The organism is Duganella rhizosphaerae, assembly GCF_040364205.1.
Classification (GTDB): Bacteria; Pseudomonadota; Gammaproteobacteria; order Burkholderiales; family Burkholderiaceae_D; genus Rugamonas; species Rugamonas rhizosphaerae.
The window spans coordinates 52,111-77,956 of sequence record NZ_BPWK01000018.1; the positions used below are offsets into that span (position 1 = coordinate 52,111).

The window sequence follows — 25,846 nt, forward strand, 5'->3', positions numbered from 1 at the left end:
GCCGCTATCCGGCGGGCAGTCGGTCCACCATGCGGACCACTGCCTGATCGAAGGTCTGTTTGCCGTCCATGTAGGCGCGCCATTCGCCGTCCACCAGCGGCATGAGAGGCGACCAGTAGCCTTTGTATAAGCCGGCCTTGTCCGCGTAGGGCTCGTATCCCATGTCTTTGAGGGCATCCTTCACCACGGCGCCGACGGTGTAGAACTGCACCACATGCCACAGGTCCGTATCGAGCTTGCGTTGCGTCGTCTTCAGGCGCGCGTCGATGGCGTCCTCCAGCTTCGCCGTCGAGGCTATGTGCGATATCTCGTGATACACCATCTCCAGCGACGCCAGGCCTTGATAGTTGAGACGTCCGCCGGGGATCACCGTTTGCGTGTCGGTGTAGGCGCCCTGACGCTTGCCGGTTTCCACCACGATGTCGATGCGGATCGGCGTCAGCGGGAACGGCGTTTGCAGATAGCGGGCGATGCCTTCCTGGACGTTGGCGCCGTAGCGCTCATCGAGCCGCTTCGCTTCGGCTATCCATTGCTGGTTGCTGGCGTCCTGCCGCGCCCAGATGCAGCGCGCATACACGGGCGCTGCGCGGTCCAGCGCGGCCGCCAGCTGCGGCGGCAGCGCCAGGCCGCTGGTGTCGCGCCGCGTATCGGCCACGCTCAACACGGTCTTAATGGACGTCATCTGCTCGTCGAACAGCAGGTCGCGCTTGGCGTAGTTGTCACGGTACCAGGTGATGGCGCTGCGTAGTGCCGCCATCTCGTCAGCGGAAGGCGCTGCCGCCCAGTTGGTCTTTTCCAGCTGCTCCGGATGCACGCCCAGGTTGAACAGGAAGTGGTGGAGGTTCATCAGGAACGCGCTGTGGAACTCCAGCTTCACGCGTGCGGGCGAAGCGCTCGCGCCGGCAACGATGATGGACAACGGCAGCGCTGCAGCACAGCGCATCAGCGCGCGTCTAGTGAACATGGGGACCTCCGCCTTTTTTCATATTGGCCAGCACGAATTCCGTCATCCCTTTGGCCAGTTCCTGCTCGCCGATAAAGACTTCACCGGCGCGCTCGCCGCGCAGCAGCTCGGCCTCTTCGTCGCTGTGGGTGCGCACCACGGTCTTGATGTTGGGGTTCAGCGCGCGGGCGGTTTCTATCATGGCCCGCACGTGGAAGGTGTCCGGCGTGGCGATCACCAGCATCGCGGCGCGGGCGATGTGCGCCTGGATCAGCACCGCCGGCTCTCCCGCATTGCCGGCCACCGCGTGCCCGCCTTCCTTGCGCAACTGGTCGACCAGTTCACGATTCTGCTCCGCCACCACGAACGGGATGCCACGCTCGGTGAGCATCGCGGCGATGCGGCGGCCCACGCGGCCATAGCCGACCAGCACCACTTGTCCCGACAGATGCTCCTGCGGCACCGATGTCGGCAATTCCGCCAGCGGATCGGCGGGGCGCTCGAACTTGGCCGCCAGCGCCACGTTCTTGCCCAGCCAGCGCTCCAGCGGTTTGGTGATGCGAAACACCACCGGATTGAGCGCGATGGAGATGATGGCGCCGGCCAGTATCAGGCTTTGTCCTTCGGCAGGCATCAAACCCAGGGACAGGCCCAGCGCCGCCAGGATGAAGGAGAACTCGCCGATCTGCGCCAGGCTGGCCGAGACCATCAGCGCGGTCTTGGCCGGGTAGCGCAGCAGCAGCACCAGCAGGAAGGCCGCGACCGATTTGCCGACCACGATGATCGCCACCACCGCCAGCAGCTTGAGCGGCTGCTCGACCAGTATCGACGGCTCGAACAGCATGCCGACCGAAACGAAGAACAGTACCGCGAACGCGTCGCGCAGCGGCAGCGATTCCTCGGCGGCGCGGTGCGCCAGTTCGGATTCGCGCAGCACCATGCCGGCGAAGAAGGCGCCCAGCGCGAACGACACGCCGAAGTAGTGGGTCGACGCATAGGCGATGCCGACTGCGGCGGCGATCACGCACAGCGTGAACAGCTCGCGTGAGCCGGTGCGCGCCACCTGCCACAGGATCCACGGGAACAGCTTGCGGCCGACCACCAGCATCAGCGCGATGAAGGCGCCCACCTGGCCCAGCGTGATGGCCAGCGTGGTCCACAGATTGACCTCGCCGGTGATCGCGGCGCCGTGGCTGTCGAGCGCCGTGCCGCCCAGCGAACCGGCCAATGCCGGCAGCAGCACCAGCACCAGCACCGTCACCAGGTCTTCCACCACCAGCCAGCCGACCGCGATGCGGCCGTTGAAGCTATCGAGGATGCCGCGTTCCTCCAGCGCCCGCAGCAGCACCACCGTGCTGGCCACCGACAGGGCGAGTCCGAATACCAGCCCGCCGCCCAGGCTCCAGCCCCAGAAGTGCGCCAGCGCCATGCCGAGCGCGGTGGCCACCGCGATTTGCAGCACGGCGCCGGGCAGCGCCACGCGCCGCACGGCCCAAAGATCGTCCAGGGAAAAATGCAGACCGACGCCGAACATCATCAGCATCACGCCGATTTCGGCAAGCTGCCCGGCCAATGCCGTATCGGCCACGAAGCCCGGCGTGGCGGGGCCGATGATGATGCCCGCAGCCAGATAGCCCACCAGCGCCGGCAGCTTGAGGCGCGTTGCGATATAGCCGAACAAAAGGCCGAAGCCCAGTGCGGCCGCGATGGTGGTGATCAGGCTGATATTGTGGGGCATGCGTGCGGGGCTCCTGCGCTAGGTGGGTGAGCCCTAGCGTAGCACAATCATGCCAACGCGGATCGCATGGTCAATGCGCCAGTGCGGCCGGCGCCATGCGCATGCTGACGCCGAAGCGGTTGAAGGCGTTCATCAGCGACACCGCCACGGTCAGGTCGGCCAATTCTTTTTCGCTGAGGACGGCCAGCGCTTTTTGATAGTCGCTGTCCGGCACATTGGTCTGGGCGACGCGGGTCACGCTTTCGGCCCAGGCCAGCGCGGCGCGTTCCTTGTCGCTGAACAGCGCGGCCGCTTCCTCCCACACCGGCACCAGCGCCACCTTGTCGATCCGGACGCCCTGGTTCAGCAGGTCGCGGGTGTGCATGTCGATGCAGTAGGCGCAGCCGTTGATCTGCGATACGCGCAGGTAGACCAGCTCCACCAGCTCGGCCGGCAGGCCGCAGGTCTGCACATAGCTTTTGACGGCGGCGAAGCCTTTGTAGGCTTCCGGTGCGTGTTTGAATACTTCGAGGCGCTTGCTCATGGCGGTTCCCTGATTGGTTGCGAATGAGCGTATTTTGCTGGCGCATGGCTTAGTCGTGAAGAGCCAAGAACAGGCTACTCGGCTAGGCCATGTTTACATCAGCTTGAGTATCCGCTTGCCCAGTTCGCGGGCCCGCTGGGGCGTGTCGATGTTGGTGAAGGCGAGCAGCAGCGCCGACGACGCCGCCCGTGGCAGCCGCATGCGCTCGGACAGCGCCAGAGCCGCCATGCCGTCCTGCCGCATGCGTTCGGCCAGGGCGCGGTCGGTGTGGTGGCCTTTCATGCGCAGCACCAGGTGCATGCCGCCCGGCTGTGGATCGATGCGCAGGTGCTTGCCCAGCACCGCACTCAATCCTTCCGCGGCGATCTGGCGGCGTTCGGCGTAGAGGCGCCGCATGCGCTGGATGTGGCGGGCGAAATGGCCCTCGTTCATGAAATCGCTGACGATGGTTTGCGTCAGCGCCGGCCCGCCGGCGGCGAAGGTCTGGATGGTTTGCTCGAAACGCCGCACCTGCGCCTCCGGCACCACCAGGTAAGCCAGCCGCACCGCAGGGAACAGCACTTTGCTGAAGGTGCCGGCGTACAGCACGCGGCCTTCGCGGTCCAGGCTTTGCAGCGCAGGCAGCGGGCGGCTGGCGTAGCGGTATTCGCCGTCGTAGTCGTCTTCCACGATCCAGGCGTCGGCCTGCGCCGCCCAGTCCAGCAGCGCCAGGCGGCGCGGCAGCGACAGCGTCACGCACAGCGGGCTTTGATGCGCCGGCGTGACGATGGCGGCCCTGGCGCGCGGCGCCGTGGCCACGCCGTGCGACACCACCAGGCCTTCCGCGTCAACCGCCACCGGGGCCAGTTTCATGCCGGCTTGCGTGAGCAGGTCGCCGGTGGGCGGGAAGCCGGGATCTTCCACCCACACGCCATCGCCCGGTTGCAGCAGGGCGCGCACGATCAGTTCCAGCGTGTTGCGATAGCCGGAAGTGATGAACACCTGCGACGGCGAGCAGTTGATGCCGCGCGAAAGCTGCAAGTACGTGGCGATGGCCGCGCGCAGCGGCGCCTGGCCGGCGAACGGCGGGTAGACCATGTCGTCGGCCTGCGTGGCGCGGATCGCGCGCGCCGCCAGCCGTGCCCACACCTTGCGCGGAAAGGCGTCCAGCGCCGGCAGGCCCATTTGGAATGGCCGGTTCAGCGTGTCCTGCACCGGGGAGCGCGACGCGCCGGCGGGCGTGCGGCGCGCGCGCGTTGCCGGCTTGGATACCGTTGCCGCCGCCGCGTGCTGTGCCAGCGCCGGCGTGACGACGGTGCCGGCCTGGCCGCGCGTTTCGACATAGCCTTCGGCGGCCAGCAGCGAGTAGGCCGCTTCCACCGTGCCGCGCGCCAGGCCCAGTTCCAGCGCCAGAGCGCGGGCCGACGGGATGCGGGCGTCCGGCAGCAAAAGCCCGTCGGCGATGGCGCTGCGGAAGCGGGTGTAGATCTGCCGGTACAGCGGTTCGGCGGCGGCGTTGTCGAGCTGGAGGAAGTCGGGCTTGGTTTTCATGGCCTAGTCGGGATGTCATTTTATGGCTCTGGAGATTATGCCATTGCAGCCATAAGATGGTGTTTTAAAAGGAGCGACCATGCACGACAAACTGAAGGATGTGGAGACGGCGGAGCAGCTGCGCGCCTGTTATCCGGTGATGAAGGAACTGCGTCCGCACCTGGAGACCGAAGATGATTTCGTCACGCGCGTCACCCGCATGGGCGGGCAGGGCTACCGCATCCTGGCGGCCTGGGAGGATGGCGAAGTGGTGGCGCTGGCCGGCTATCGGCTGGAAGAAAACCTGGTGTACGGCCGTTTCCTGTACGTCGACGACCTGGTGGCCGGCGAGAAGACGCGCGGCCAGGGCTGGGGCGCGCGGCTGCTGGAGCGGTTGACGGTGTACGCCGACCAGGCGGAATGCGCCAAGCTGGTGCTCGATACCGGACTGGCGAACGCGCGGGCGCAGCGTTTCTACTTCCGCGAGGGGCTGATGACGGGCGCCATGCGCTTCGGTAAATTCCTGAAAGCGGGTGCGGCATGAAGATCCTGCACATTACCTGCAGCCCGCGCGGACAGCAATCGGTGAGCTATCGCCTGTCCCAGCGCGTGATGGACCGCCTGCTGTCGCAGCATCCCGCCGCGCAGATCGTCACGCGCGACCTGTGGGCCGAGCCGCTGCCGCATGTCGACGGCGAGTATGCGGGCGCATTGGGCAGCACGCGGGACGGCGCGAAGCCGGCCAGTGGGCGCGCCATGTCGTCGCTGGCGCTGTCGGAGCGCCTGATCGCCGAACTGCGCGACGCCGAGTGCGTGATCATCGCCACGCCGATGCACAACTTCACGGTGCCGTCGGCGCTGAAGGCGTGGCTGGACCATGTGGTGCGCATCGGCGTCACCTTCAACGCCACGCCGGAAGGCAAGATCGGCACGCTGGCGGATCGTCCGGTGTACATTGCCGTCAGCTCCGGCGGCTACCGCACCGGCGAACGCGCCCGCCAGCCCGACTTCCTGGAACCCTATCTGCGCGCGATCCTGCCGACGATAGGCCTGAAGAACCTGAGCTTCTTTTCCGTCGAGTCCACCGTCGCCGGCCCGGAAGCGACAACGGCCGCATTCGCGGCCGTCGAGCGGGAACTGGACGACTGCGTCGCCTAGTCGCTTAGATCCGGCGCACCACCACGCAGCCGATCGAGTAGCCGGCGCCGAAGGAGCAGATCACGCCCAGCTGGCCGGGCGCCATGTCGTCCGAGTGCTTGTGGAAGGCGATCACCGAACCGGCCGACGAGGTGTTGGCGTAGGTGTCCAGGATCACCGGCGCTTCGCCCGGTTCGGCGTCGCGGCCCAGCACCATGCGGCTGATCAGCAGGTTCATGTTCAGGTTGGCCTGGTGCAGCCAGTAGCGGCTCACCTGCGGCACTTCCAGGCCGGCGCCGGCGATGGTGGTCTTGATCATCTCGGCGGCCATCGGGCACACGTCCTTGAACACCTTGCGGCCCTGCTGGCGGAACAGCTTGTCCGGCTGGCCGATGCCGGCTTCGTCGAAGCGGTTCAGGAAGCCGAAGTTGTTGCGGATGTTGTTGGAGAAGCTGGTCTTGAGCTTGGTCTCGACGATTTCCCAGCGGTGCGAACCCTTGGCCGTGTCGGCCGCCTCGATCACCATCGCCGTGCAGGCGTCGCCGAAGATGAAGTGGCTGTCGCGGTCGCGCCAGTTCAGGTGGCCGCTGGTGATTTCAGGATTGAGCACCAGCACTGCGCGCGCCTGGCCGCTCTGCACCGCCGCCACCGCCTGCTGGATGCCGAAGGTGGCCGACGAGCAGGCCACGTTCATGTCGAAGCCGTAGCCTTCGATGCCCAGCGCGCCTTGCACTTCCACCGCCATGGCCGGATAGCCGCGCTGCATATTGGAGCAGGCCACCAGCACCATGTCGATGTCGGCCGGCACGCGGCCGGCGCGGTCCAGCGCCTGGCGCGCGGCCGCGACGCAGATTTCCGCCTGCAGCGACAGTTCCTCGTCGGCGCGCTCGGGGATGCGCGACACCATGCGCTGCGGGTCCAGGATGCCGGTCTTTTCCATCACGTAGCGCGATTTGATGCCCGACGCCTTCTCGATGAAGGCCACGCTGGACAGTTCCAGCGCCGTGACGGAGCCGTCCGCGATGGCGGCGGCGTTGTCGGCGTTGAACTGCTCGGCGTAGGCGTTGAAGCATTCCACCAGCTCTTCGTTGGAGATCGACTGGGCTGGCGTAAAGAGACCGGTACCGCTGATAACCGCTTGTTTCATGTTTAAACTTTCAAATTAAGCAATGGCGCATGCCAATAATGAGGCAAATTCTACACAATGACTACATGTTAGGCGAAAATAAAAGCGGCGCCCCTGAGGCGCCGCTGAGTTCGCTACAACAAACGGGGGATTATTTCTTGGCCAGATCCTTCTTCACGCCCACTTCGGCCCGCACCACCGTCGTCTCCGGCTTGGCCATCTGCACCGGCAAGCCTTTCAGGTGGTTCAGCGCCTGCGCCAGCTGGAAATCGTCGGCGCTGCCATATTCCAGCGGCTTGCGTTTCTTCTCCAGCGCCACGATGCGCAGCTGCTCTTCCAGCTCGTCGCGCTTGCTCTTGGCGATTTCCTGGTCGCGGTCGTTCGTCAGGTGCTTGTCGAGGTCGGCTTCGCGGGTGCGCAGCGCGTTCAGGCCGTCGCCGTCGGCGTTTTCATCCACCGCCAGGTCCGGCACGATGCCCTTGGCCTGGATCGAGCGGCCGTTCGGCGTGTAGTAGCGCGCCGTGGTCAGCTTGACGGCGGTGTCGGCTGTCAGCTGGCGGATGGTCTGCACCGAGCCCTTGCCGAAGGTCTGGGTGCCGATGATGTCGGCCCGCTTGTAGTCCTGCAGCGCGCCGGCGACGATTTCCGAGGCCGAGGCCGATCCGGTGTTGACCAGCACCGCCATCGGCACCTGCTTGATGGCGGCCGGCAGCTTGGCCAGCGCGTCGCTGTCGTTGCGCAGCGCATAGTATTCGGGACGGCCGTAGAAGATCTGCTTGGAGTCCGGCAACTGGCCGTTGGTCGAGACGATGGCCGCATCCTTCGGCAGGAAGGCCGCCGCCACGCCGATCGCGCCTTGCAGCACGCCGCCCGGGTCGTTGCGCAGGTCCAGCACCAGGCCCTTGATGTTCGGGTCCTGTTTGTACAATTCGATAATCTTGGCGGCCAGGTCATCGACGGTCGGCTCCTGGAACTGCGAAATGCGCAGCCATGCATAGCCCGGCTCGACGATCTTGCCCTTGACGCTCTTCTGGTGGATCTCTTCGCGCGTGATGTTGAACACCAGCGGCTCGGCCTCGCCCTTGCGCAGGATCGTCATGCTGACCTTGGTGTGCGGCTCGCCGCGCATCTTCTTGACCGACTCGTCCAGGCTCAGGCCCTTGACCGGCGTGCTGTCCAGGCGGGAGATCAGGTCGCCCGCCTTGATGCCGGCGCGCCAGGCCGGCGAATCCTCGATCGGCGCGACGATCTTGATGTAACCGTCCTCGCTCTGGCCGATCTCGATGCCGAGGCCGACGAACTTGCCCTGCGAACCTTCGCGCAGCTCGGCGTAGGCTTTCTTGTCCAGGTAGGCGGAATGGGGATCCAGCGAGGCCACCATGCCGGAGATCGCTTCGGTCAGCAGCTTCTTGTCCTCGACCTTTTCAACATAGTCGGACTTGATCAGGCCGAACACGTCGGCCAGCTGGCGCAGTTCCTCCAGCGGCAGCGGCGGGTCCACCGGCTTTTGCGCCATGGCGGAAAATTGCAGGGACACAGCGATGCCGGCGATGACGCCCAGGCCGACCAGTCCGGAATTCTTTAGTTTCTTGCCCATGTTTCACCTATCGAAGCTGTTGCCGACAGCCGTCGCCGGTGGGCCACCCCGCCGCAACGCGCTTGAGTTGAGTATAAACCTGATTCCCGGCAAACGTAGTAGCCGTCGCGAAATCATTTATACCTTTACGAGAATTTACAACGCTTGCCGTTGACATTTGAAGCACGCCAGCGCCCGCTTGGCGTTGCATCAAGTTTGCTGTTTTGTACGCAGTGTATCCTTCACGTTCACGACCGTAAGCAATTGTAAGAAGTCCTGTAACGGCGGGGGGCGCGACCTAAACTGAACTCGTATTTCTCTCTACCCTGAAGTGGTTTTGGCCTGCGCCCCAAGCGCAGGCTTTTTTTTATCAACGGAGCCCACATGCGTACTAATTTCTGTTCCACGTTGCAGCGCGCGGCTGTCGCGCTGGCCCTGAGCGCGGCCCTGCTGCCGGCCTTCGCGCTGCCTGTCATGGAGATGCGCGCCGAGGACTTCCTGCCGATGGCGGCCGAGTTGAAAAAATCGCTGAACCTGAACGCCAACCAGCAAGTGCTGTGGCAGCAGACCGAAAGCAAGACCCGCAACCTGCTGCGCGAGCGCCAGTCGCGCCGCGAACGCCTGCAGGCGGCCACGCTGGAAGGCACCAAGAACGCCAATGTCGAGCTGCGCGACCTGGCCAAGGCGGTGGACGAGGAAACCACCGCCAGCGCGCTGGAGGAAAAGCTGATGCGCGAATGGTGGCTGACCGTCAACGATGCCTTGAATGAAACCCAGCGCCAGGCGGTGGTGCAGCTGGTCGGCGAACAGCTGATGCGGGTGCCGGACAACGGCGTGCGCAGCGGCGGGGCGCCGCGCAAGGAAGAGGGCGGCGAGCAGCATCGCGGCGGCCGCAAGGGCGGCATGGGCGGCAGCATCGGCGGACCCGGCGGCGCCAGCATCAGCCTGCCGGGCGGCGGGGGGTAAGGGATGCCCCTAGCCCGGTGGCGCGGGTGTGTATCGTAAAGTAAAAATCGGCCTGCGGGCCCTTTTGCCAGCAGGGCTGCCGGTAGAATGTGCAGCCTATGAGCAAACTGATCTCCTTCGCCTGCCTGGCCTTGTTGGGCGTTTCCGATGTTTATGCGCAAGCCGAAGCGGCGCCAACCACCGCACCCGCCAAGCCGGCGCTGGGGCCGGACGGCAAGCCTGTGCCCCAGGTCACCATCAGCGGCGGCCGCGCCAGCGACATGGACCAACGCCGCAACTCGGTGGCCGGCAAGCAGATCTACGGCCGCGAAGAGCTGGACCGCAACGGCGACAGCAACCTCGGCGACATCCTCAAGCGCTTGCCGGGCGTGACCATCGGCGGCCGTCCCGGCCGCGGCGGCGACGTGCGCATGCGCGGCATGGGCAACGGCTACACGCAGGTGCTGCTGAACGGCGAACGGCCACCGGCCGGCTTCTCGATGGAATCGCTGTCGCCCGACCAGGTCGAGCGGGTGGAAATCATGCGCGGCCCGATCGCCGAGCACAGCACGCGCGCCATCGCCGGCACCATCAACATCATCCTGCGCGACGGCTACCAGCAAAAGGACAACCAGCTCAAGTTCACCGACAGCATCGAGCAGGGCCGCCACGCGCCGAACGTCTCGCTGACGGTGCCGGGCAAGGTGGGCAGCCTGACCTGGCTGCTGACCGGCTCGGTCTTCGAGAACCGCCAGCACGACCAGACCGAAACCGTCAACCGCGACACCCGCGCAGACGGCGTGGTGCTCAAGGACCAGAACGTCCTCGACGAAACCAAACGCACTTCGCGCGGCATCCACCTGACGCCGCGTCTGTCTTATAAATTCGACAGCGGCGATACGCTGAACTTCCAGCCCTTCCTGATGGTCAACCGCAGCGACGGCAACTCGCGCAGCGACCTGACGCAGAACTTCGGCATGGTGCCGCCGGCCTTGCAGCAGCCGCCCGAATACAACCTGGCGCTGACCGGCACCCACTCGGAATCGACGTTTTTGCGCGGCTTCGGCAACTGGGTGCACAAGCTGCAGGGCGCGTCCAAGCTGGACGTCAAGTTCGGCTTCGGCGCCGGCCACATCGACAGCGACTCGCTGCGCTATCAATACGACAACGCCGGCAACCTGCTGCAGCGCTACACCGACGACGCCACCGTGCGCGACCGCAGCGCCAGCAGCGGCGGCAAGTACACCACGCCGCTCGGCAAGGAGCACGCGCTGGCGGCCGGTTGGGATGTCGAGCTGGGCCATCGCGTCGAGACCAAGACTTCGTTGGACAAGAACGGCGTCTCGCAGTTCGGCGATTCCGGCGACAACCTGACCGCCGACACCCGCCGCCTGGCCGTGTTCGCGCAGGACGAGTGGGACATCAACAAGCAATGGTCGGGTTACGCCGGCCTGCGCTGGGAAGGCATACGCACCACCAGCACGCGCGCCGGCCAGGACATCAGCAACAGCAGCAGCGTGCTGAGCCCGTTGCTGCACGGCGTCTACCGCATACCCGGGCACGACAAGGACCAGATTCGCGCCAGCCTGACCAAGAGCTACAAGGCCGCCAATATCCAGGACCTGATCGCCTTGCCGTCGCTGTCACGGCTGAACAGCGCCACCCGTCCCGACCGCACCGGCAACCCGGACCTGAAGCCCGAACTGGCGACCGGCCTGGACTTCGCCTACGAGCACTACCTGGGCCGCAGCGGCATCATCACGGCCGGCGGCTTCGTGCGCGACATCAAGGACCTGATCCGTCGCGAGCTGACCTTGCAGAACACGCCGACCGGCCCGCGCTGGGTGTCGACCCCAGCCAACATCGGCCACGCACGCACCAAGGGCATCGAGCTGGAGGCCAAGCTGCAACTGCAGGAGCTGATCGCCGACGGTCCGGCGATCGACTTCCGCTCCAACTACAGCCGCTTCTGGTCCAGTGTGGACGGCATCCCCGGCCCCGACAACCGCCTCGACGCGCAGCCGAAGCAGACCGCCAACGTCGGCCTGGACTACCGCCTGAAACCGGTGCCGCTGACCCTGGGCGCCAGCCTGAACTGGACGCCGGAAACCGTCATCCAGAGCAGCGCCGAGCAGGTGGTGACCACCAGCCGCAAGCGCTCGTTCGACGCCTACGGCCTGTGGAAGTTCAACCCGCGCAATCAAGTCCGTATTTCTGCAAATAATTTAATGGCGGAAGACGCGCTCGGTAGTAATATCGTGACCACCAATGGCCTGGCACAACTGGCCAACACGACCAACCAGACGTACGTCGTCTGGAGCGTCAAATACGAGATGAAATTCTGACCAAGAAGGAAATGCAGTGAAACGATACTTGCTGAGCACGCTTACCCTGAGCCTGATGACCGCCTTTGCCGGCGCCGCCGTAGCCGCCGATGCCGCCCCGGTGTCCGGCATCGCCACCCAATACATCGACGCCAGCGTGCGTCCGCAAGACGACTTCTATCACTACCTGAACGGCGAGTGGCTGAAGAGCACGCAAATCCCCGAGGATAAATCCAGCTGGGGCACCTTCGCCAAGCTGCGCGACGATGTGCTGCCGCAGCTGCGCGCCATCATCGAAGCGGCCGACGCCGACAAGGGCCGCAAGGCCGGCAGCGACGCCCAGAAAATCGGCGATCTGTACGCCAGCTTCATGGACGAGAAAAAACTGGAGGCGCTGGGCGTCAAGCCGCTGGCCGGTGAACTGAACCGCATCCGCGCCATCAAGGACAAGAAAGCCTTCCCGATGCTGATCGCCCACCTGGACGAGATCGGCGTCGGCGCGCCGTACGGCATCTACGTCAGCCAGGATGCGCGCGAATCGACCAAGTACGCGGTCAGCATCTCGCAAAGCGGCCTGGGCCTGCCGGACCGCGACTACTACTTGAAAAAAGACGACGCCAAGATGGTGGACACGCTGGCCAAGTATGAAGCGCACGTGGCCAAGATCCTGACGCTGGGCGGCGACAAGCACGCCGCCGCCAGCGCCAAGGCGGTGGTCGCGCTGGAAACCGCGCTGGCCGAGGTGCAGTGGACCAAGGTCCAGAACCGCGACCCGGTCAAGCGCTACAACAAGATGTCGATCGCCAAGCTGTCCGAGCTGGCGCCGGGCTACGACTGGCAGCACGCGCTGGCGGCGGCCGGCGTGGCCAACAAGATCGACTATGTGATCGTCAACCAGCCGAGCTACCTGGAAGGCTTTAACGCCGCGCTGGAAAAGACCGACCTGGCGACCTGGAAATCCTACTTCGAATGGCAGCTGCTGCGTCGCGCGTCGCCTTATCTGTCGAAGGACTTCGCCGACGCCAACTTCGATTTCTACAGCACCGTGCTGACCGGCGTGGCCGTCAAGCCGCCGCGCTGGAAATCGGCGGTGAGCCTGGTGGAAAACAGCCTGGGCGAAGTGCTGGGCAAGCTGTACGTCGGCCAGCATTTCCCGCCGGAGCGCAAGGCGCGCATGGAAGAGCTGGTGAAGAACCTGCTGGCTTCGTACAAGGCCAGCATCGACACGCTGGACTGGATGAGTCCGGAAACCAAGAAGGAAGCGCAAGCCAAGCTGGCCAAGTTCACGCCCAAGATCGGCTACCCGAACAAGTGGCGCGACTACTCGTCGCTGGCCATCGTCAAGAGCGACCTGGTGGGCAACGCCATGCGCGCCTCGGTGTTCGGTCACCAGCGCATGGTCAACAAGCTGGGCAAGCCGATCGACCGCGAAGAGTGGGGCATGACGCCGCAGACCATCAACGCCTATTACAATTCGACGATGAACGAGATCGTGTTCCCGGCCGCGATTTTGCAACCGCCGTTCTTTGACGCCAAGGCCGACGACGCCGTCAACTACGGCGCCATCGGCGCGGTGATCGGCCACGAAATCAGCCACGGCTTCGACGACAAGGGCAGCCAGTCCGACGGCGACGGCAACCTGCGCGACTGGTGGACCAAGGAAGACCGCGCCAACTTCAAGGCCAAGGCCGACGCGCTGACCAGGCAGTACGACGGCTACAGCCCGATCAAGGGCTACAACGTCAACGGTTCGCTGACCTTGGGCGAGAACATTGCTGACAACAGCGGCGTCTCGATCGCCTACAAGGCCTACAAGCTGTCGCTGGGCGGCAAGGAAGCGCCGGTGATCGACGGCCTGACCGGCGACCAGCGCTTCTACATGGGCTTTGCCCAGGTATGGCGCAGCAAGACGCGCGACGCCCAGCAGATCGTGCAGATCAAGACCGACCCGCATTCGCCGGGCCAGTTCCGCGCCAATGGCACGATGGTCAACCAGCCCGGCTTCTACGAAGCCTTCGGCGTGAAGCCGGGCGACAAGATGTATGTTGCGCCGGAACAGCGCGTGATCATCTGGTAAGCGCTTAACCGCCTGGAAAACGCACAAAAAGGCCACCCAGTGTGGCCTTTTTGCTATTGTTTGAAAAACACCGGGGTCAGATCTGACATTCGGACACAAGCTCGGCCGTAAGCACCCGATACACCAGAGGCCGTGTCCGAATGTCAGATCTGACCCCCCATCTTTGGAGATAGACTTGAAAGCACATTTGTTAAGCGCGCTGATGTTGGCGCTGCTGGTTTCGGCCGGCGTCCAGGCACAACAAAAAATCTCGGGTGTGGACCTGGGCGAGATCAACGCCGCGGTACGCCCGCAGGACGATTTCTTCCTCAACCTGAACGGCAAGTGGCTGGCCAAGACCGCCATCCCGGCCGACAAATCGAGCTGGGGTTCGTTTGAAAAACTGGACGATGACACCAAGCCGCAGCTGCGCGCCATCATCGAGGCCGCCGCCGCCGATCCGAACAAGACGCCCGGTTCCGACGCCCAGCGCATCGGCGATTTCTTCGCCAGCTATATGGACGAAGCCAAGCTGGAGCAACTGGGCCTGAGCCCGCTGCAAGCTGAGCTCGACCGCGTGGCCGCGCTCAAGGACAAGAAGGAAATCCCGGCCCTGATCGCCCATTTCAACCGCTACGGCGTGACCGCGCCCTACGGCTTCGCCATCCACCAGGACAACAAGGATTCGACCAAGTACGTGGCCGACCTCGTCCAGGACGGCCTGAGCCTGCCGGACCGCGACTACTACCTGAAAAAATCAGACAAGAAGATGGCCGACACGCTGGCCAAGTACCAGCAGCACGTGACCAAGATGCTGACCCTGGCCGGCAACGCCAGCCCGGCGGCCGACGCCAAGGCCATCGTCGCGCTGGAGACCGAGCTGGCGAAGATCCAGTGGACCAAGGTCGAGCTGCGCGACCCGGTCAAGGCCTACAACAAGGTGCCGCTGGCCGACCTGTCCAAGCTGGCGCCGGGCTACGACTGGACCACCTGGCTCAACGACACCGGCATCGCCGGCAAGGTCGACTACGTCATCGTCAGCCAGCCCAGCTTCATCACCGGCTTCAACAAGGTGCTGAACAAGACCCCGCTGTCGACCTGGCAGGCCTGGTTCCGCTGGCAGGTGATCCACGCCAGCGCGCCTTACCTGGCGAAGGATTTCGCGCTGGAGAACTTCGCCTTCTACGGCACCGTGCTGAGCGACACCAAGGAACAGGAGCCGCGCTGGAAGCGCGCGGTCAACGCCACCGACGGCGCGCTGGGCGAGAGCCTGGGCAAGCTGTACGTGGAGCAGCACTTCCCGGCCGAGCGCAAGGCGCGCATGGAGGCGCTGGTGCAGAACCTGCTGGCGGCCTTCAAGCAAAGCATCAACACGCTGGACTGGATGGGCCCGGCCACCAAGGAACAGGCACAGGCCAAGCTGGCCAAGTTCATGGTCAAGATTGGCTATCCGAACAAGTGGCGCGACTACTCGTCGCTGGTGGTGGTCAAGGATGACCTGGTGGGCAATGTCCGCCGCTCGCGCGAGTTCGACTACAACAAGGAAGTGAACAAGCTCGGCAAGCCGGTCGACCGCGACGAATGGGGCATGACGCCGCAGACCATCAACGCCTACTACAACCCGGAGCTGAACGAGATCGTGTTCCCGGCCGCCATCCTGCAACCGCCGTTCTTCAACGCCGACGCGGACGACGCCGTCAACTACGGCGCCATCGGCGCGGTGATCGGCCATGAGATCAGCCACGGTTTCGACGACCAGGGCGCCCAGTACGACGGCGACGGCAACCTGCGCGACTGGTGGACCAAGGCCGACCACAAGAACTTCGCCGCCAAGAGCAAGATGCTGGTCAAGCAGTACAGCGCCTTCAGCCCGGTCAAGGGCTACCACGTCAACGGCGAGCTGACGCTGGGCGAGAACATCGCCGACAACTCCGGCGCGGCGATCGCCCTCAAGGCTTACCAGATCTCGCTGAACGGCCAGCCGTCGCCGGTGATCGACGGCCTGACCGGCGAGCAGCGCTTCTACATGGGCTTTGGCCAGGTGTGGCGCAGCAAGATCCGCGACGCCCAGCAAATCGTTTACCTTAAATCCGATCCGCACTCGCCGGACCAGTTCCGCGCCAACGGCACGGTGCGCAACCAGCCGGGTTTTTACAACGCTTTTGGCGTAAAACCGGGCGATAAAATGTATCTGGCGCCAAAAGACCGCGTCATCATGTGGTAACACTTTATGCGGTGGCGGCCCTGTGATATAAAGCGCAACAGGGCCAAACACCGTGGATTGGCCTTTATTCAATCAAGAGGATATTTTCGTGAAACGTCATCTCGTAAGTGCATTGACCCTGAGCCTGATCGCAGGCCTGGCGGGCGCCGCCGACAACACCACAAGTGTAGCTCCGGCCAGCGCCCAAGTAGCAAACGCCAAGCTGGCTTCCGGCATTGCGGTGGAATACATCGATCCAGCGGTACGCGCGCAGGACGACCTGTTCACCCATATGAACGGCAAATGGCTGGCCACGACTGAAATCCCGGCGGACAAAGCCAGCTGGGGCAGCTTCGCCAAGCTGCGCGACGATATCCAGCCGCAACTGCGCGCCATCATCGAAGGCGCCGCCGCCAACAAGGCCGGCGGCCCAGAAGCCCAGCGCATCGGCGACTTCTACAGCAGCTTCATGGACGAGGCCAAGCTGGAACAGCTGGGCCTGACCCCGTTGAACGCGGAACTGGCGAAGATCGCCGCCGTGAACAACAAGAAGCAGCTGCCGGCGCTGATCTCGCACCTGAACAAAATCGGCGTGACCGCGCCGTACGGCTACGGCATCCACCAGGACAACAAGGATTCGACCAAGTATGTGGTCGACATCGGCCAGGACGGCTTGGGCCTGCCGGACCGCGATTACTACCTGAAAGCGGACGACAAGAAGATGGCCGATGCGCTGGCCAAGTATGAACTGCACGTCGGCAAAATGCTGACCATGGCCGGCGACGAGCACGGCGCCGTCACCGCGCACGCCATCGTGGAATTTGAAAAAGAACTGGCCAAGATCCAGTGGACCAAGGTCGAACTGCGCGACCCGGTCAAGGCCTACAACAAGGTCGACATCGCCAAGCTGGGCAAGGTCGCGCCAGGCTTCGACTGGAACGCCTACCTGACCGACGCCGGCGTGACCGGCAAGGTCAAGTACGTGATCGTCGGCCAGCCTAGCTACCTGAAGGGCATGACCGCGCTGCTGGCCAAGACCCCGCTGGATACGCTGAAGTCCTACTTCCGCTGGCAGCTGCTGCGTTCGGGCGCGCCTTACCTGAGCAAAGCCTACGTCGATGAAAACTTTGCCTTCTACGGCACCGTGCTGAGCGGCGTGACCGAACAGCGCCCACGCTGGAAGCGCGGCGTATCCGTGACCGAAGGCGCGCTGGGCGAAGCCGTCGGCAAGATCTACGTCGAGCAGAACTTCCCGGCCGAGCGCAAGGCGCGCATGCAGGCGCTGGTCAACAACCTGCTGGCCGCCTACAAGGTCAGCATCGACCAGCTGGACTGGATGAGCCCGGTCACCAAGAAACAGGCGCAGGAAAAGCTGGCCAAGTTCACCACCAAGATCGCGTACCCGGACACCTGGCGCGATTACTCGAAGCTGACCGTCTCCAAGGACGATCTGGTGGGTAACGTGATCCGCTCGCGCGAGTTCGAGTACAACAAGGAACTGGCCAAGCTGGGCAAGCCGATCGACCGCGCGGAGTGGGGCATGACGCCGCAAACCGTCAACGCCTACTACAACCCGGAAATGAACGAAATCGTGTTCCCGGCCTCGATCCTGCAAGCACCGTTCTTCAATGCTGACGCGGACGACGCGGTCAACTACGGCGCCATCGGCGGCGTGATCGGCCACGAAATCAGCCACGGTTTCGACGACCAGGGCGCGCAGTACGACGGCGACGGCAACCTGCGTGACTGGTGGACCGCTGCGGACCACAAGAACTTCGCGGCCAAGACCAAGATGCTGGTGGAGCAGTACAACCAGTTCAGCCCGCTGCCTGGCTACCACGTCAACGGCGAACTGACCCTGGGTGAGAACATTGCCGACAACAGCGGCGTGGCGATTGCGTACAAGGCCTACAAGCTGTCGCTGGGCGGCAAGGAAGCACCAGTGATCGACGGCCTGACCGGCGACCAGCGCTTCTACATGGGCTTTGCTCAGGTATGGCGTTTGAAGATGCGCGAAGCGCAGCAGATCGTTCAGATCAAGACTGATCCGCACTCGCCAGGCCAATTCCGCGCCAACGGCCCGATGCGCAACCAGCCAGGCTTCTACGACGCCTTCAACGTGAAGCCAGGCGACAAGATGTACCTGGAACCAAAAGACCGCGTAATCATGTGGTAACAACCGCATAGAAGCAAGCAAGGGCCGCAGCAATGCGGCCCTTTTTCATTTCAGAGTAAACTACGGGCTTCGAATTACAAGAAACCGGTACCCCATGCGCTTGCGTTACTCCGCACTCCTCGTTTTGCCCCTGCTGCTGGCCGCTTGCGGCGATTCGTTCAAGCCTGTCGATGTCTACATGGCCAAGACGCCGGAGTGCTCCACCTGGCAGGAAGGCTCGCGCTACGAGCTGCCGCGCGGGATCAGCGTGTCGACCACGCCGCCGGTCACGCTGCCGGACGGCGGCGCCGAGTTCACCTTCGTCTACCTGGTGCCGCGCGGCGAGCGGGCCATGTTCCTGAGCCGCGAATATCACGTCACCGCACCCAAGGGCCCGGTGCTGGCCAAGGCGGAACTGGTCAGCTTCTACCAGCGCGCCACCAACTCGCGGCCGGAAATCGTCGATGTGATCCCCAAGGTGCCGGACATGCTGGTCGCCGGCGCCACCAGCGACGATACGATCTGGCGCGTGCGCCTGCGCGTGAAGGACAAGCTGCCGGAACGCTTCGACGTGGTGCCGCCCGCCTTCGAAATCGCGCTGACCAAATATCCGATGCGCACCTTCACCTACCGCTACTTCGCCGACCGCAAGGCCTTCGGCCTGTGCAGCTGATGTGCAGCTAAGCTTGGCGGATTTCCGCATAAGCACCGCCCGGTTCATGCGGTTTTCCGCCTGAACCGCGTCGCGCCTGTTTCGCCATCCCTTATAAATCAATGACTTGAACCGCAGCTCGTGCTTGGCACGGAAGCTGCAATGTCTCCCGGTAACTACAACCACAAAGGAGACAAGCATGTCCAAGTTCCGTCTGTTATCCCTGACGCTCGCCATCGCCGCTGCTGCCGCCGCTGCGTCCAGCGCGCAAGCCCAGGAAGTGGTCCGCCTCGGCAACCTCAAGTTCGCCCACTACGGCGCCGTCTCGTACATCAAGGAAATCGCGCCCAAGTGCGGCATCAAGGTGGAAGAGCACGTCTTCGCCAAGGGCCCGGACGTGATGCAAGCCATCCTGGCCGGTGAGCTCGACGTCGGCGCCACCGCCTCCGAGGCCGCCATCTCCGGCCGCGCCAACGGCGCACCGATCTACGTGGTGGCCGGCTTCGCCAAGGGCGGCGCGCGCCTGGTCGCCCGTCCCGACAGCAACATCAAAGCGATCAAGGATTTGAAGGGCAAGCGAGTCGGCGTCACGCGCGGCGGCATCCACGAAGTGCTGCTGATCGCCGAACTGGCCCAGGCCGGCCTGACCGCCTCCGACTCGCCGGGCAAGGATGTGCAGCTGGTGTTCCTGGCCTTCGCCGACCTGAACCAGGCACTGATGGGCAAGAACCTCGACGCCATCATGCAAAGCGAACCGCAATCCTCGCAGGCCATCAACAAAGGCTACGGCGTGGAAGTGATGAAGCCCTACGACACGCCGATCGGCGCGCCGGTGCGCACCATGGTGATGAGCGAGAAGTTCTACAAGGAACACCGCGCCACGGCCGCCAAGTTCATGACCTGCTTCGTCCAGGCCACCAAGCTGTTCCTCGACAACAAGCCGGTCGCCGAGAAATACGTGCGCGAAGTGATCTTCAAGAATCAGATCAGCAAGGACGATTTCGACGACGCCATCAGCAATTCGCCGTACACCTACGACATCACCGCCGAGCACATCCAGATCACCACCGACGTGATGGCCAAGCACGGCACCGGCAAGATGCGCAACGCGCCGGTGGCCAAGGACTGGGTCAAGACCGACCTGCTGGAAGCGGCCAAGAAAAGCCTCAACATCCAATAACTGCGTCCAATAAACCGGAGACACATCATGAGCAAGCAAGACTGGCGGCAATCCGCCTCGGGCGCGGTCGTGCCCATCGTAATCGTCGCCCTGTGGCAAGCCAGCGCCATGCTGGGCTGGGTCAACCCTCAGGTACTGCCGTCGCCATTCGCGGTGGTGCACAAGTGGATCGAGTACCTGCTGCCGCTGACGGCCTATGATCCGTCCGCGCAATCGTGGCTGGGCTGGGCGCTGTCCGGCGAGCTGCTGGGCGACACCTTCAGCAGCATGTACCGCGTGATCGTCGGCTTCGCCATCGGCGCCGGCCTGGCGCTGCCGCTGGGCTTGTTGATGGGATCGAGCCAGCGCATGTATGCGTGGTTCAATCCGCTGATGCAGGTGCTGCGGCCGATTCCGCCGATCGCCTACATTCCGTTGGCGATTTTGTGGTTCGGCCTGGGTAATGCACCGGCCGTATTCCTGATCGCGCTGGGCGCGTTCTTCCCGGTGCTGGTCAACACCATCGCCGGCGTGCGCCAAGTGGACGGCATCTACATCCGCGCCGCCCGCAACCTCGGCGTCAGCCAGCGCACCATGTTTGTCCGCGTGATGCTGCCGGCCGCCGTGCCCTACATCCTGTCCGGCGTGCGGATCGGCATCGGTACCGCCTTCATCGTGGTGATCGTGTCGGAGATGATCGCCGTGAACAACGGCCTCGGCTTCCGCATCCTCGAAGCGCGCGAATACTTCTGGTCCGACAAAATCATCGCCGGCATGATCAGCATCGGCCTGCTGGGCCTGATCATCGACGTCGGTATGAACAAACTGAACAATCATTTGCTGCGCTGGCACCGCGGCCTGGAGAATTAAGATGACCCATATCGAAGTCAAAGCCGTCAACAAGGTCTTCAAGACCGACAGCCGCGAAGTGATCGCCCTCAAGGATATCAACCTCGAGATCCCGCAAGGCCAGTTCGTCTGCCTGCTGGGGCCTTCGGGCTGCGGCAAGTCCACGCTGCTGAACGCGATCGCCGGTTTCTCGCTGCCGTCGTCCGGCACCATCACTGCCGACAGCAAGCTGGTCACCGGCCCCGGTCCGGAACGCGGCATGGTGTTCCAGGAGTACGCGCTGTTCCCCTGGATGACGGTGGAAAAGAACATCGCCTTCGGCCTGGAGATCAAGGGCATGCCGCAGGCGGAGATCACGGCCAAGGTCGATCAGCTGCTGGGCATGCTGTCGCTGAGCGACTTCAAGCACCGCTTCCCGAAGGACCTGTCCGGCGGCATGCGCCAGCGTGTCGCCATCGCCCGCGTGCTTGCGCTGGACTCGCCGATCATGCTGATGGACGAACCGTTCGGCGCACTGGACGCGCTGACGCGCCGCAACCTGCAGGACGAACTGCTGCGCATCTGGGCCGAGCTGAAGAAGACCATCATCTTCGTCACCCACAGCATCGAGGAGGCGATCTACCTTGCCGACCGCATCGTCGTGATGACCTATCGTCCCGGCACCGTCAAGCGCGACCTGATGGTGGACTTGCCGCGCCTGCGCGACCCGTCCGCCGCCGAGTTCAACGCGCTCAAGCGCGAGCTGGGCCAGCTGGTGATGGAAGAGCAGCAGCGCCATCACAACGACGAGATGCGCATGGCGGCGGTGGACTGAGCAGGTGCAGTAGAATCAGCGTATGCGCGCCCAAAAAAACCTGCTACTGCTGTTCGCACTCGTGTGCGCGCTGGGCATGATTGCCGGGTCCTACCTGGCCGGCACCTGGCGCGCGCGCGAAGAACTGCGACAGCAGGGCCAGCGCCAGTTGCAACTGATGGCGCCGGACCTGCAATCGCTGCTGCAAAAATATGAAACGCTGCCCTTTGTACTGGGCTTCCAGCCCGACCTGATCGAAGCGCTGGCGCATCCGTCCGATGCGCCAGCGATCACCCGCCTCAACAGCACCCTGCAAACCATCCAGCAACAAGCCAAGGTGGGCGCGATCTACGTGATGGACCGCGACGGCCTGACCATCGGCGCCAGCAACTGGGACCAGCCGCTGGGCTTCGTCGGCAAGAACTTTTCCTATCGCCCTTACTTCGACGCCGCGCTGCATGGCAGGGCGGGGCGCTTTTACGGCATCGGCACCAGCACCAGCGAGGCCGGCTATTTCATCGCGCAGCCTGTGTACCGCAACGGCACGGCCGGCGGCCCGGTCACCGGCGTGGTGGCGGTGAAGATCAGCCTGGCCGATTTCGAACGCACCTGGCGCAGCAGCGACGACGCCATCGTGCTGGCCGACAGCACCGGCGTCATCTTCCTGAGCAACCGCCCGGACTGGATCTACCGCAGCCTGCACCCGCTGGACGCGGCCACCGAGCGCCAACTCGCGCACACCCAGCAATACACCGGCCAGAGGATCACGTCGCTGAGCGGGCATTCCGATCTGTTCGTCACGCAATCGGTTGGGCAGCTGGGCTGGCAGCTGATGCTATTCCCCGGCCAGTCGCGCGTGGTGCGCACCGGCGTGCAGTGGGCCGCTGCTGCGGCGTTGCTGCTGGCTTGCGCGGCGGTGTCGAGCTGGGCGCTGCATCAGCGCCGCCGCCGGCTGGAAGAACGTAGGGCCTCGGCCGCCGCGCTGCAAAAGGCCGCCGATGAACTGGACGATAAAATCGTCGAACGCACGCAGCAACTGCGCACCACCAATCAGCATCTGGAGAACAAGTACGCCAAGTTGCAGGAGACCGAACACCTGCTGCGCTCCACGCAGAACGAACTGGTCCAGGCGGGCAAGCTGGCGATGCTGGGCCAGATGGCGGCCGGCATCACCCATGAACTGAACCAGCCGCTGGCCGCGATCCGCGCGTTTGCCGACAACGCCCGCGTGTTCCTGGCGCGCGGGCAGGGCGAGCAGGTGGAGGGCAACCTCGGCCACATCAGCGAGGCCAGCGCGCGCATGGGCGCCATCATTGGCCAGCTGAAGGGCTTCGCGCGCAAGGATGAAACGGTGGCCTTGGTCGATCTGGCCGCCTCCGTGCGGGCCTCGGCGTTTTTGCTGGAAAGCGAGTTCCGTCGCCACGCCGTCACGCTGGACATCGCCGCCGCCGACGGCCTGCAAGTGACCGGCAGCAGCGTGCGCATCGAACAAGTGCTGATCAACCTGCTGCGCAACGCGCTCGACGCGGTGGAGACGGCCGAGCGGCGCGAAGTCGCGATCCGCCTGGAGCGTGACGGTGCATGCGCGCTGGTCAGCATCAGCGACAGCGGCGCCGGCATACCGGATCAGGTGGTGGCGCATTTGTTCGAACCGTTCTTCACCACCAAGCCGTCCGGCAAGGGATTGGGCTTGGGGCTGGCGATCTCGTCGTCCATCGTGCAGGCCATGAACGGCCAATTGACGGCGCATAATCAAGCTGGCGGCGGCGCGCGCTTCGAGCTGCGCCTGCCGCTGCAAACCGAGGGAGCATAAAGTGCAGGCAATTTTGATCGAAGACGAAGCCGCGCTGCGCCTGGCCACCAGCCAGACGCTGGAACTGGGCGGCTTCAGCGTGCAGGCCTGCGCCAGCGCCGAGGAAGCGCTGGCGCTGCTGCGCGCCGACTATCCCGGTGTGATCGTCACCGACGTGCGCCTGCCGGGCCGCTCCGGCCTGGAGTTGCTGGCGCAGGCTGCCGCGCTGGATGCGGAATTGCCGGTCATCGTCGTCACCGGCCATGGCGATGTCGAGATGGCGGTGGCCGCGATGCGCAGCGGCGCCTACGACTTCATCGAGAAACCGTTCGCGGCCGAGCGCCTGCTGGAAGCGGTGCGCCGCGCCCAGGAACGCCGCCGGCTGGTGCTGGAAAACCGCCAGCTGCGCAGCGCCCGCGCCCAGCATCCGGACGTGCCCGACCTGGTCGGCCGCTCGGCCGCCATCGAGCAGTTGAAAGTCCTGATACGCAACATCGCCCCGGCCGGCGTGGACGTGCTGATCAACGGCCAGACCGGCACCGGCAAGGAAGTGGCGGCGCGCCTGCTGCATGCCGCCAGCGGACGCAAGGGCAACTTCGTCGCCATCAACTGCGGCGCGTTGCCGGAATCGGTGTTTGAAAGCGAGATCTTCGGCCACGAGGCGGGCGCCTTCACCGGCGCGCAAAAGCGCCGCATCGGCAAGCTGGAGTACGCGCAGGGCGGCACCGTCTTCCTCGACGAGATCGAAAGCATGCCGATGGCCTTGCAGGTCAAGCTGCTGCGCGTGTTACAGGAGCGGCGGCTGGAACGGCTGGGCGCCAACGAGACGGTGGCGCTGGATTGCACCATCGTCGCCGCCACCAAACTTGATCTATTACAGTTGAGCGCGCAGGGCCTGTTCCGCGAGGATTTGTACTACCGCATCGGCGTGGTCAGCATCGACCTGCCGCGCTTGCGCGACCGGCGCGACGATATCCCGCTGCTGCTGGCCCACTTCGTCGCCGAAGCGGCCGCCCGCTACCATCGTCCGCTGCCGGACTGGAGCGCGCAGCAGATGGCGCAATGGCAGGCGGCGGATTGGCCGGGCAATGTGCGCGAGCTGCGCAATTTCGCCGAGCGGCTGGTGCTGGGCATCGCCGCTGCGGCGGCGCCTGTGCCTGCATCCGCACCGGCACCGGCGGCCGATGGTGTGACCTTGTCGCTGCCGCAGCAGGTCGATCATCACGAACGCGAGCTGATCGTACAGGCGTTGTCGGCGGTCGACGGCAACGTCGGGCTGGCGGCGGACAACCTGATGGTGCCGCGCAAAACCTTGTACGACAAGCTGAAGAAATACCAGATCGTCACCGGCCGCAAATAATCCGGGCGTAAAAAAACCGGCCGCTTGGGGCCGGTTCATCTGGAGTAGCGAGAGCTTACTTGGCTGGCGTGGACGCTGCTGCTGCGGCCGCTGCTGGAGCTGGGACTTCAGGCTCCTTGAACTTGGCGCCGCCTTTGTTGGCCATGTAGACCACGGCGCGCGCCACTTCCACATCGTCCAGATCCGGGTTGCCGCCTTTGGCTGGCATGGCGCGCAGGCCTTCGATGGCGTGCTTGACCACGGTATCGTAACCTTGGGCGATACGAGCGCTCCAGGCGCCGGCGTCGCCGAACTTCGGTGCACCAGCGACGCCGGCGCCATGGCAGGCTGCGCAGGTCGAGGTGTAGATGGCTTCGCCGGTCTGCAGCACTTTCGGCGCGCTGGAATCTTTCAGCGTAAAGCCGGTGTCGGCGACGGGGGCGATGCGGGTGGCGATTTCTTCAGCGGATTGGCTATTGGAGCCGGCGCCGGTCAATTTGTCTGCGGTCACGTACTGCACCAGCAGGATGATGCCAATTACTGTGACTCCAAAGAAGCCGATAACAGCAGCAACGAGCTGCGTAGGCGTTCTGATGGCGGATTCGTGTTCGTTATGTGCGTCGCTCATGATTTCCTTAACAGACTAATTTCGAAGCCGGGTGGCGTGAGAAGAAAAGTATCAACCAGCTGCCTTGCAAAACCTTCACCAAACGGGCGATTATAGACTTAAAAATGCCTGCTTGGAAACGCTAAGATGCTCAAAACGACACTTTCCATGGACGGGCCTCGATAAAAACGGTATCCTACGGCACACTTCAGAAATTCCCCCAGCGCGGCTGTAGCTCAGTGGATAGAGTATTGGCCTCCGAAGCCAAGGGTCGTGGGTTCGATCCCCGCCAGCCGCACCAAAATTCCCATATAAATCAATAGCTTGTGCTACTGAAAGCATAACTTCGCCGTTTGCCAAAGATATGTCTTCCAAGTCGCATCAAGGGCGCGTCGCGATATCGCAGACTTGCCCCCGGAG

Annotated in this window: 20 protein-coding genes and 1 tRNA gene; 14 read left to right on the top strand and 7 right to left on the bottom strand. The window is 64.2% G+C overall.

All coding sequences use genetic code 11. The features are described from left to right. Positions 1-4 precede the first annotated feature (4 nt). From RUGAMON1_RS28240 to pdxR, 4 genes are all read right to left on the bottom strand, one after another. Positions 5-964 (bottom strand): hypothetical protein, encoded by a 960-nt coding sequence (locus RUGAMON1_RS28240; protein WP_445233629.1) that lies wholly within the window; start codon positions 962-964, stop codon positions 5-7. Then, entirely contained in the window at positions 954-2,681 is a 1,728-nt protein-coding gene (locus RUGAMON1_RS28245) for a cation:proton antiporter domain-containing protein (RefSeq protein ID WP_445233630.1), read from the bottom strand. Before RUGAMON1_RS28245 ends, RUGAMON1_RS28240 begins: the two co-directional genes overlap by 11 nt. A 70-nt stretch (positions 2,682-2,751) precedes the next feature. Continuing rightward, on the bottom strand, positions 2,752-3,204 hold the full coding sequence (locus RUGAMON1_RS28250) for a carboxymuconolactone decarboxylase family protein (RefSeq protein ID WP_445233631.1): 453 nt from the start codon (positions 3,202-3,204) through the stop codon (positions 2,752-2,754). A 93-nt stretch (positions 3,205-3,297) separates the two neighbouring features. Then, the gene (pdxR, locus tag RUGAMON1_RS28255) at positions 3,298-4,734 is read right to left on the bottom strand and encodes a MocR-like pyridoxine biosynthesis transcription factor PdxR (protein WP_445233632.1); all 1,437 of its coding nucleotides are present in this window, start codon (positions 4,732-4,734) and stop codon (positions 3,298-3,300) included. A 79-nt stretch (positions 4,735-4,813) separates the two neighbouring features. On the opposite strand from pdxR, the gene RUGAMON1_RS28260 reads away from it, so the two are divergent. Beyond that, positions 4,814-5,257: a GNAT family N-acetyltransferase gene (locus tag RUGAMON1_RS28260; protein ID WP_445233633.1), complete on the top strand. Its 444-nt coding sequence runs from the start codon at positions 4,814-4,816 to the stop codon at positions 5,255-5,257. Continuing rightward, entirely contained in the window at positions 5,254-5,871 is a 618-nt protein-coding gene (locus RUGAMON1_RS28265; RefSeq protein ID WP_445233634.1) for an FMN-dependent NADH-azoreductase, read from the top strand. Before RUGAMON1_RS28260 ends, RUGAMON1_RS28265 begins: the two co-directional genes overlap by 4 nt. A 4-nt stretch (positions 5,872-5,875) precedes the next feature. On the opposite strand, the gene RUGAMON1_RS28270 is transcribed toward RUGAMON1_RS28265, so the two are convergent. Continuing rightward, on the bottom strand, positions 5,876-6,997 hold the full coding sequence (locus RUGAMON1_RS28270; protein ID WP_332852818.1) for a beta-ketoacyl-ACP synthase III: 1,122 nt from the start codon (positions 6,995-6,997) through the stop codon (positions 5,876-5,878). A 130-nt stretch (positions 6,998-7,127) separates the two neighbouring features. Next, positions 7,128-8,573 (bottom strand): S41 family peptidase, encoded by a 1,446-nt coding sequence (locus tag RUGAMON1_RS28275; RefSeq protein WP_445233635.1) that lies wholly within the window; start codon positions 8,571-8,573, stop codon positions 7,128-7,130. Between the two features lie 363 nt (positions 8,574-8,936). Between RUGAMON1_RS28275 and RUGAMON1_RS28280 the strand changes: the two genes are divergently transcribed. The 11 genes from RUGAMON1_RS28280 (at position 8,937) to RUGAMON1_RS28330 (ending at position 24,840) form a co-directional block, all read left to right on the top strand. Next, positions 8,937-9,518: a hypothetical protein gene (locus tag RUGAMON1_RS28280; RefSeq protein ID WP_445233636.1), complete on the top strand. Its 582-nt coding sequence runs from the start codon at positions 8,937-8,939 to the stop codon at positions 9,516-9,518. Between the two features lie 98 nt (positions 9,519-9,616). After that, positions 9,617-11,842 carry a TonB-dependent receptor plug domain-containing protein gene (locus RUGAMON1_RS28285; protein WP_445233637.1) on the top strand — a complete coding sequence of 742 codons (2,226 nt, stop codon included), beginning with the start codon at positions 9,617-9,619 and terminating at the stop codon, positions 11,840-11,842. A gap of 16 nt (positions 11,843-11,858) precedes the next feature. Continuing rightward, on the top strand, positions 11,859-13,898 hold the full coding sequence (locus tag RUGAMON1_RS28290; RefSeq protein ID WP_445233638.1) for a M13 family metallopeptidase: 2,040 nt from the start codon (positions 11,859-11,861) through the stop codon (positions 13,896-13,898). A 202-nt stretch (positions 13,899-14,100) separates the two neighbouring features. Further along, the gene (locus tag RUGAMON1_RS28295; protein ID WP_445233688.1) at positions 14,101-16,101 is read left to right on the top strand and encodes a M13 family metallopeptidase; all 2,001 of its coding nucleotides are present in this window, start codon (positions 14,101-14,103) and stop codon (positions 16,099-16,101) included. Between the two features lie 88 nt (positions 16,102-16,189). Further along, positions 16,190-18,256, top strand: coding sequence for a M13 family metallopeptidase (locus RUGAMON1_RS28300; RefSeq protein WP_445233639.1), 2,067 nt, complete (start codon positions 16,190-16,192; stop codon positions 18,254-18,256). A 94-nt stretch (positions 18,257-18,350) separates the two neighbouring features. After that, complete coding sequence (locus RUGAMON1_RS28305; protein ID WP_445233640.1) at positions 18,351-18,908, top strand: hypothetical protein; 558 nt, start codon at positions 18,351-18,353, stop codon at positions 18,906-18,908. Between the two features lie 178 nt (positions 18,909-19,086). Next, a complete protein-coding gene (locus RUGAMON1_RS28310) occupies positions 19,087-20,067 on the top strand; it encodes an ABC transporter substrate-binding protein (RefSeq protein ID WP_445233641.1) in 981 nt (326 codons plus the stop codon). Between the two features lie 27 nt (positions 20,068-20,094). Beyond that, a complete protein-coding gene (locus tag RUGAMON1_RS28315; RefSeq protein ID WP_116991166.1) occupies positions 20,095-20,916 on the top strand; it encodes an ABC transporter permease in 822 nt (273 codons plus the stop codon). A gap of 1 nt (position 20,917) precedes the next feature. Further along, positions 20,918-21,709 carry an ABC transporter ATP-binding protein gene (locus RUGAMON1_RS28320; protein WP_332856030.1) on the top strand — a complete coding sequence of 264 codons (792 nt, stop codon included), beginning with the start codon at positions 20,918-20,920 and terminating at the stop codon, positions 21,707-21,709. A gap of 22 nt (positions 21,710-21,731) precedes the next feature. Beyond that, a complete protein-coding gene (locus RUGAMON1_RS28325) occupies positions 21,732-23,501 on the top strand; it encodes a sensor histidine kinase (protein ID WP_445233642.1) in 1,770 nt (589 codons plus the stop codon). Between the two features lies 1 nt (position 23,502). After that, entirely contained in the window at positions 23,503-24,840 is a 1,338-nt protein-coding gene (locus tag RUGAMON1_RS28330; protein ID WP_445233643.1) for a sigma-54-dependent transcriptional regulator, read from the top strand. Between the two features lie 55 nt (positions 24,841-24,895). Here the strand turns inward: RUGAMON1_RS28330 and RUGAMON1_RS28335 are convergent, their stop codons facing one another. After that, a complete protein-coding gene (locus tag RUGAMON1_RS28335) occupies positions 24,896-25,447 on the bottom strand; it encodes a c-type cytochrome (protein WP_445233644.1) in 552 nt (183 codons plus the stop codon). A 204-nt stretch (positions 25,448-25,651) separates the two neighbouring features. On the opposite strand from RUGAMON1_RS28335, the gene RUGAMON1_RS28340 reads away from it, so the two are divergent. Next, a tRNA-Arg gene (locus RUGAMON1_RS28340) sits at positions 25,652-25,727 on the top strand. Positions 25,728-25,846: the final 119 nt, after the last annotated feature.

Bases quoted from the DNA above. Each gene is read 5' to 3' on its own strand.
- RUGAMON1_RS28315 (WP_116991166.1), top strand. From the start codon at position 20,095: ATGAGCAAGCAAGACTGGCGGCAATCCGCCTCGGGCGCGGTCGTGCCC.
- RUGAMON1_RS28335 (WP_445233644.1), bottom strand. From the start codon at position 25,447: ATGAGCGACGCACATAACGAACACGAATCCGCCATCAGAACGCCTACG.
- RUGAMON1_RS28250 (WP_445233631.1), bottom strand. From the start codon at position 3,204: ATGAGCAAGCGCCTCGAAGTATTCAAACACGCACCGGAAGCCTACAAA.
- RUGAMON1_RS28305 (WP_445233640.1), top strand. From the start codon at position 18,351: ATGCGCTTGCGTTACTCCGCACTCCTCGTTTTGCCCCTGCTGCTGGCC.
- RUGAMON1_RS28270 (WP_332852818.1), bottom strand. From the start codon at position 6,997: ATGAAACAAGCGGTTATCAGCGGTACCGGTCTCTTTACGCCAGCCCAG.
- pdxR (WP_445233632.1), bottom strand. From the start codon at position 4,734: ATGAAAACCAAGCCCGACTTCCTCCAGCTCGACAACGCCGCCGCCGAA.
- RUGAMON1_RS28275 (WP_445233635.1), bottom strand. From the start codon at position 8,573: ATGGGCAAGAAACTAAAGAATTCCGGACTGGTCGGCCTGGGCGTCATC.
- RUGAMON1_RS28260 (WP_445233633.1), top strand. From the start codon at position 4,814: ATGCACGACAAACTGAAGGATGTGGAGACGGCGGAGCAGCTGCGCGCC.
- RUGAMON1_RS28320 (WP_332856030.1), top strand. From the start codon at position 20,918: ATGACCCATATCGAAGTCAAAGCCGTCAACAAGGTCTTCAAGACCGAC.
- RUGAMON1_RS28285 (WP_445233637.1), top strand. From the start codon at position 9,617: ATGAGCAAACTGATCTCCTTCGCCTGCCTGGCCTTGTTGGGCGTTTCC.
- RUGAMON1_RS28295 (WP_445233688.1), top strand. From the start codon at position 14,101: ATGTTGGCGCTGCTGGTTTCGGCCGGCGTCCAGGCACAACAAAAAATC.
- RUGAMON1_RS28310 (WP_445233641.1), top strand. From the start codon at position 19,087: ATGTCCAAGTTCCGTCTGTTATCCCTGACGCTCGCCATCGCCGCTGCT.
- RUGAMON1_RS28280 (WP_445233636.1), top strand. From the start codon at position 8,937: ATGCGTACTAATTTCTGTTCCACGTTGCAGCGCGCGGCTGTCGCGCTG.
- RUGAMON1_RS28325 (WP_445233642.1), top strand. From the start codon at position 21,732: ATGCGCGCCCAAAAAAACCTGCTACTGCTGTTCGCACTCGTGTGCGCG.
- RUGAMON1_RS28245 (WP_445233630.1), bottom strand. From the start codon at position 2,681: ATGCCCCACAATATCAGCCTGATCACCACCATCGCGGCCGCACTGGGC.
- RUGAMON1_RS28240 (WP_445233629.1), bottom strand. From the start codon at position 964: ATGTTCACTAGACGCGCGCTGATGCGCTGTGCTGCAGCGCTGCCGTTG.
- RUGAMON1_RS28265 (WP_445233634.1), top strand. From the start codon at position 5,254: ATGAAGATCCTGCACATTACCTGCAGCCCGCGCGGACAGCAATCGGTG.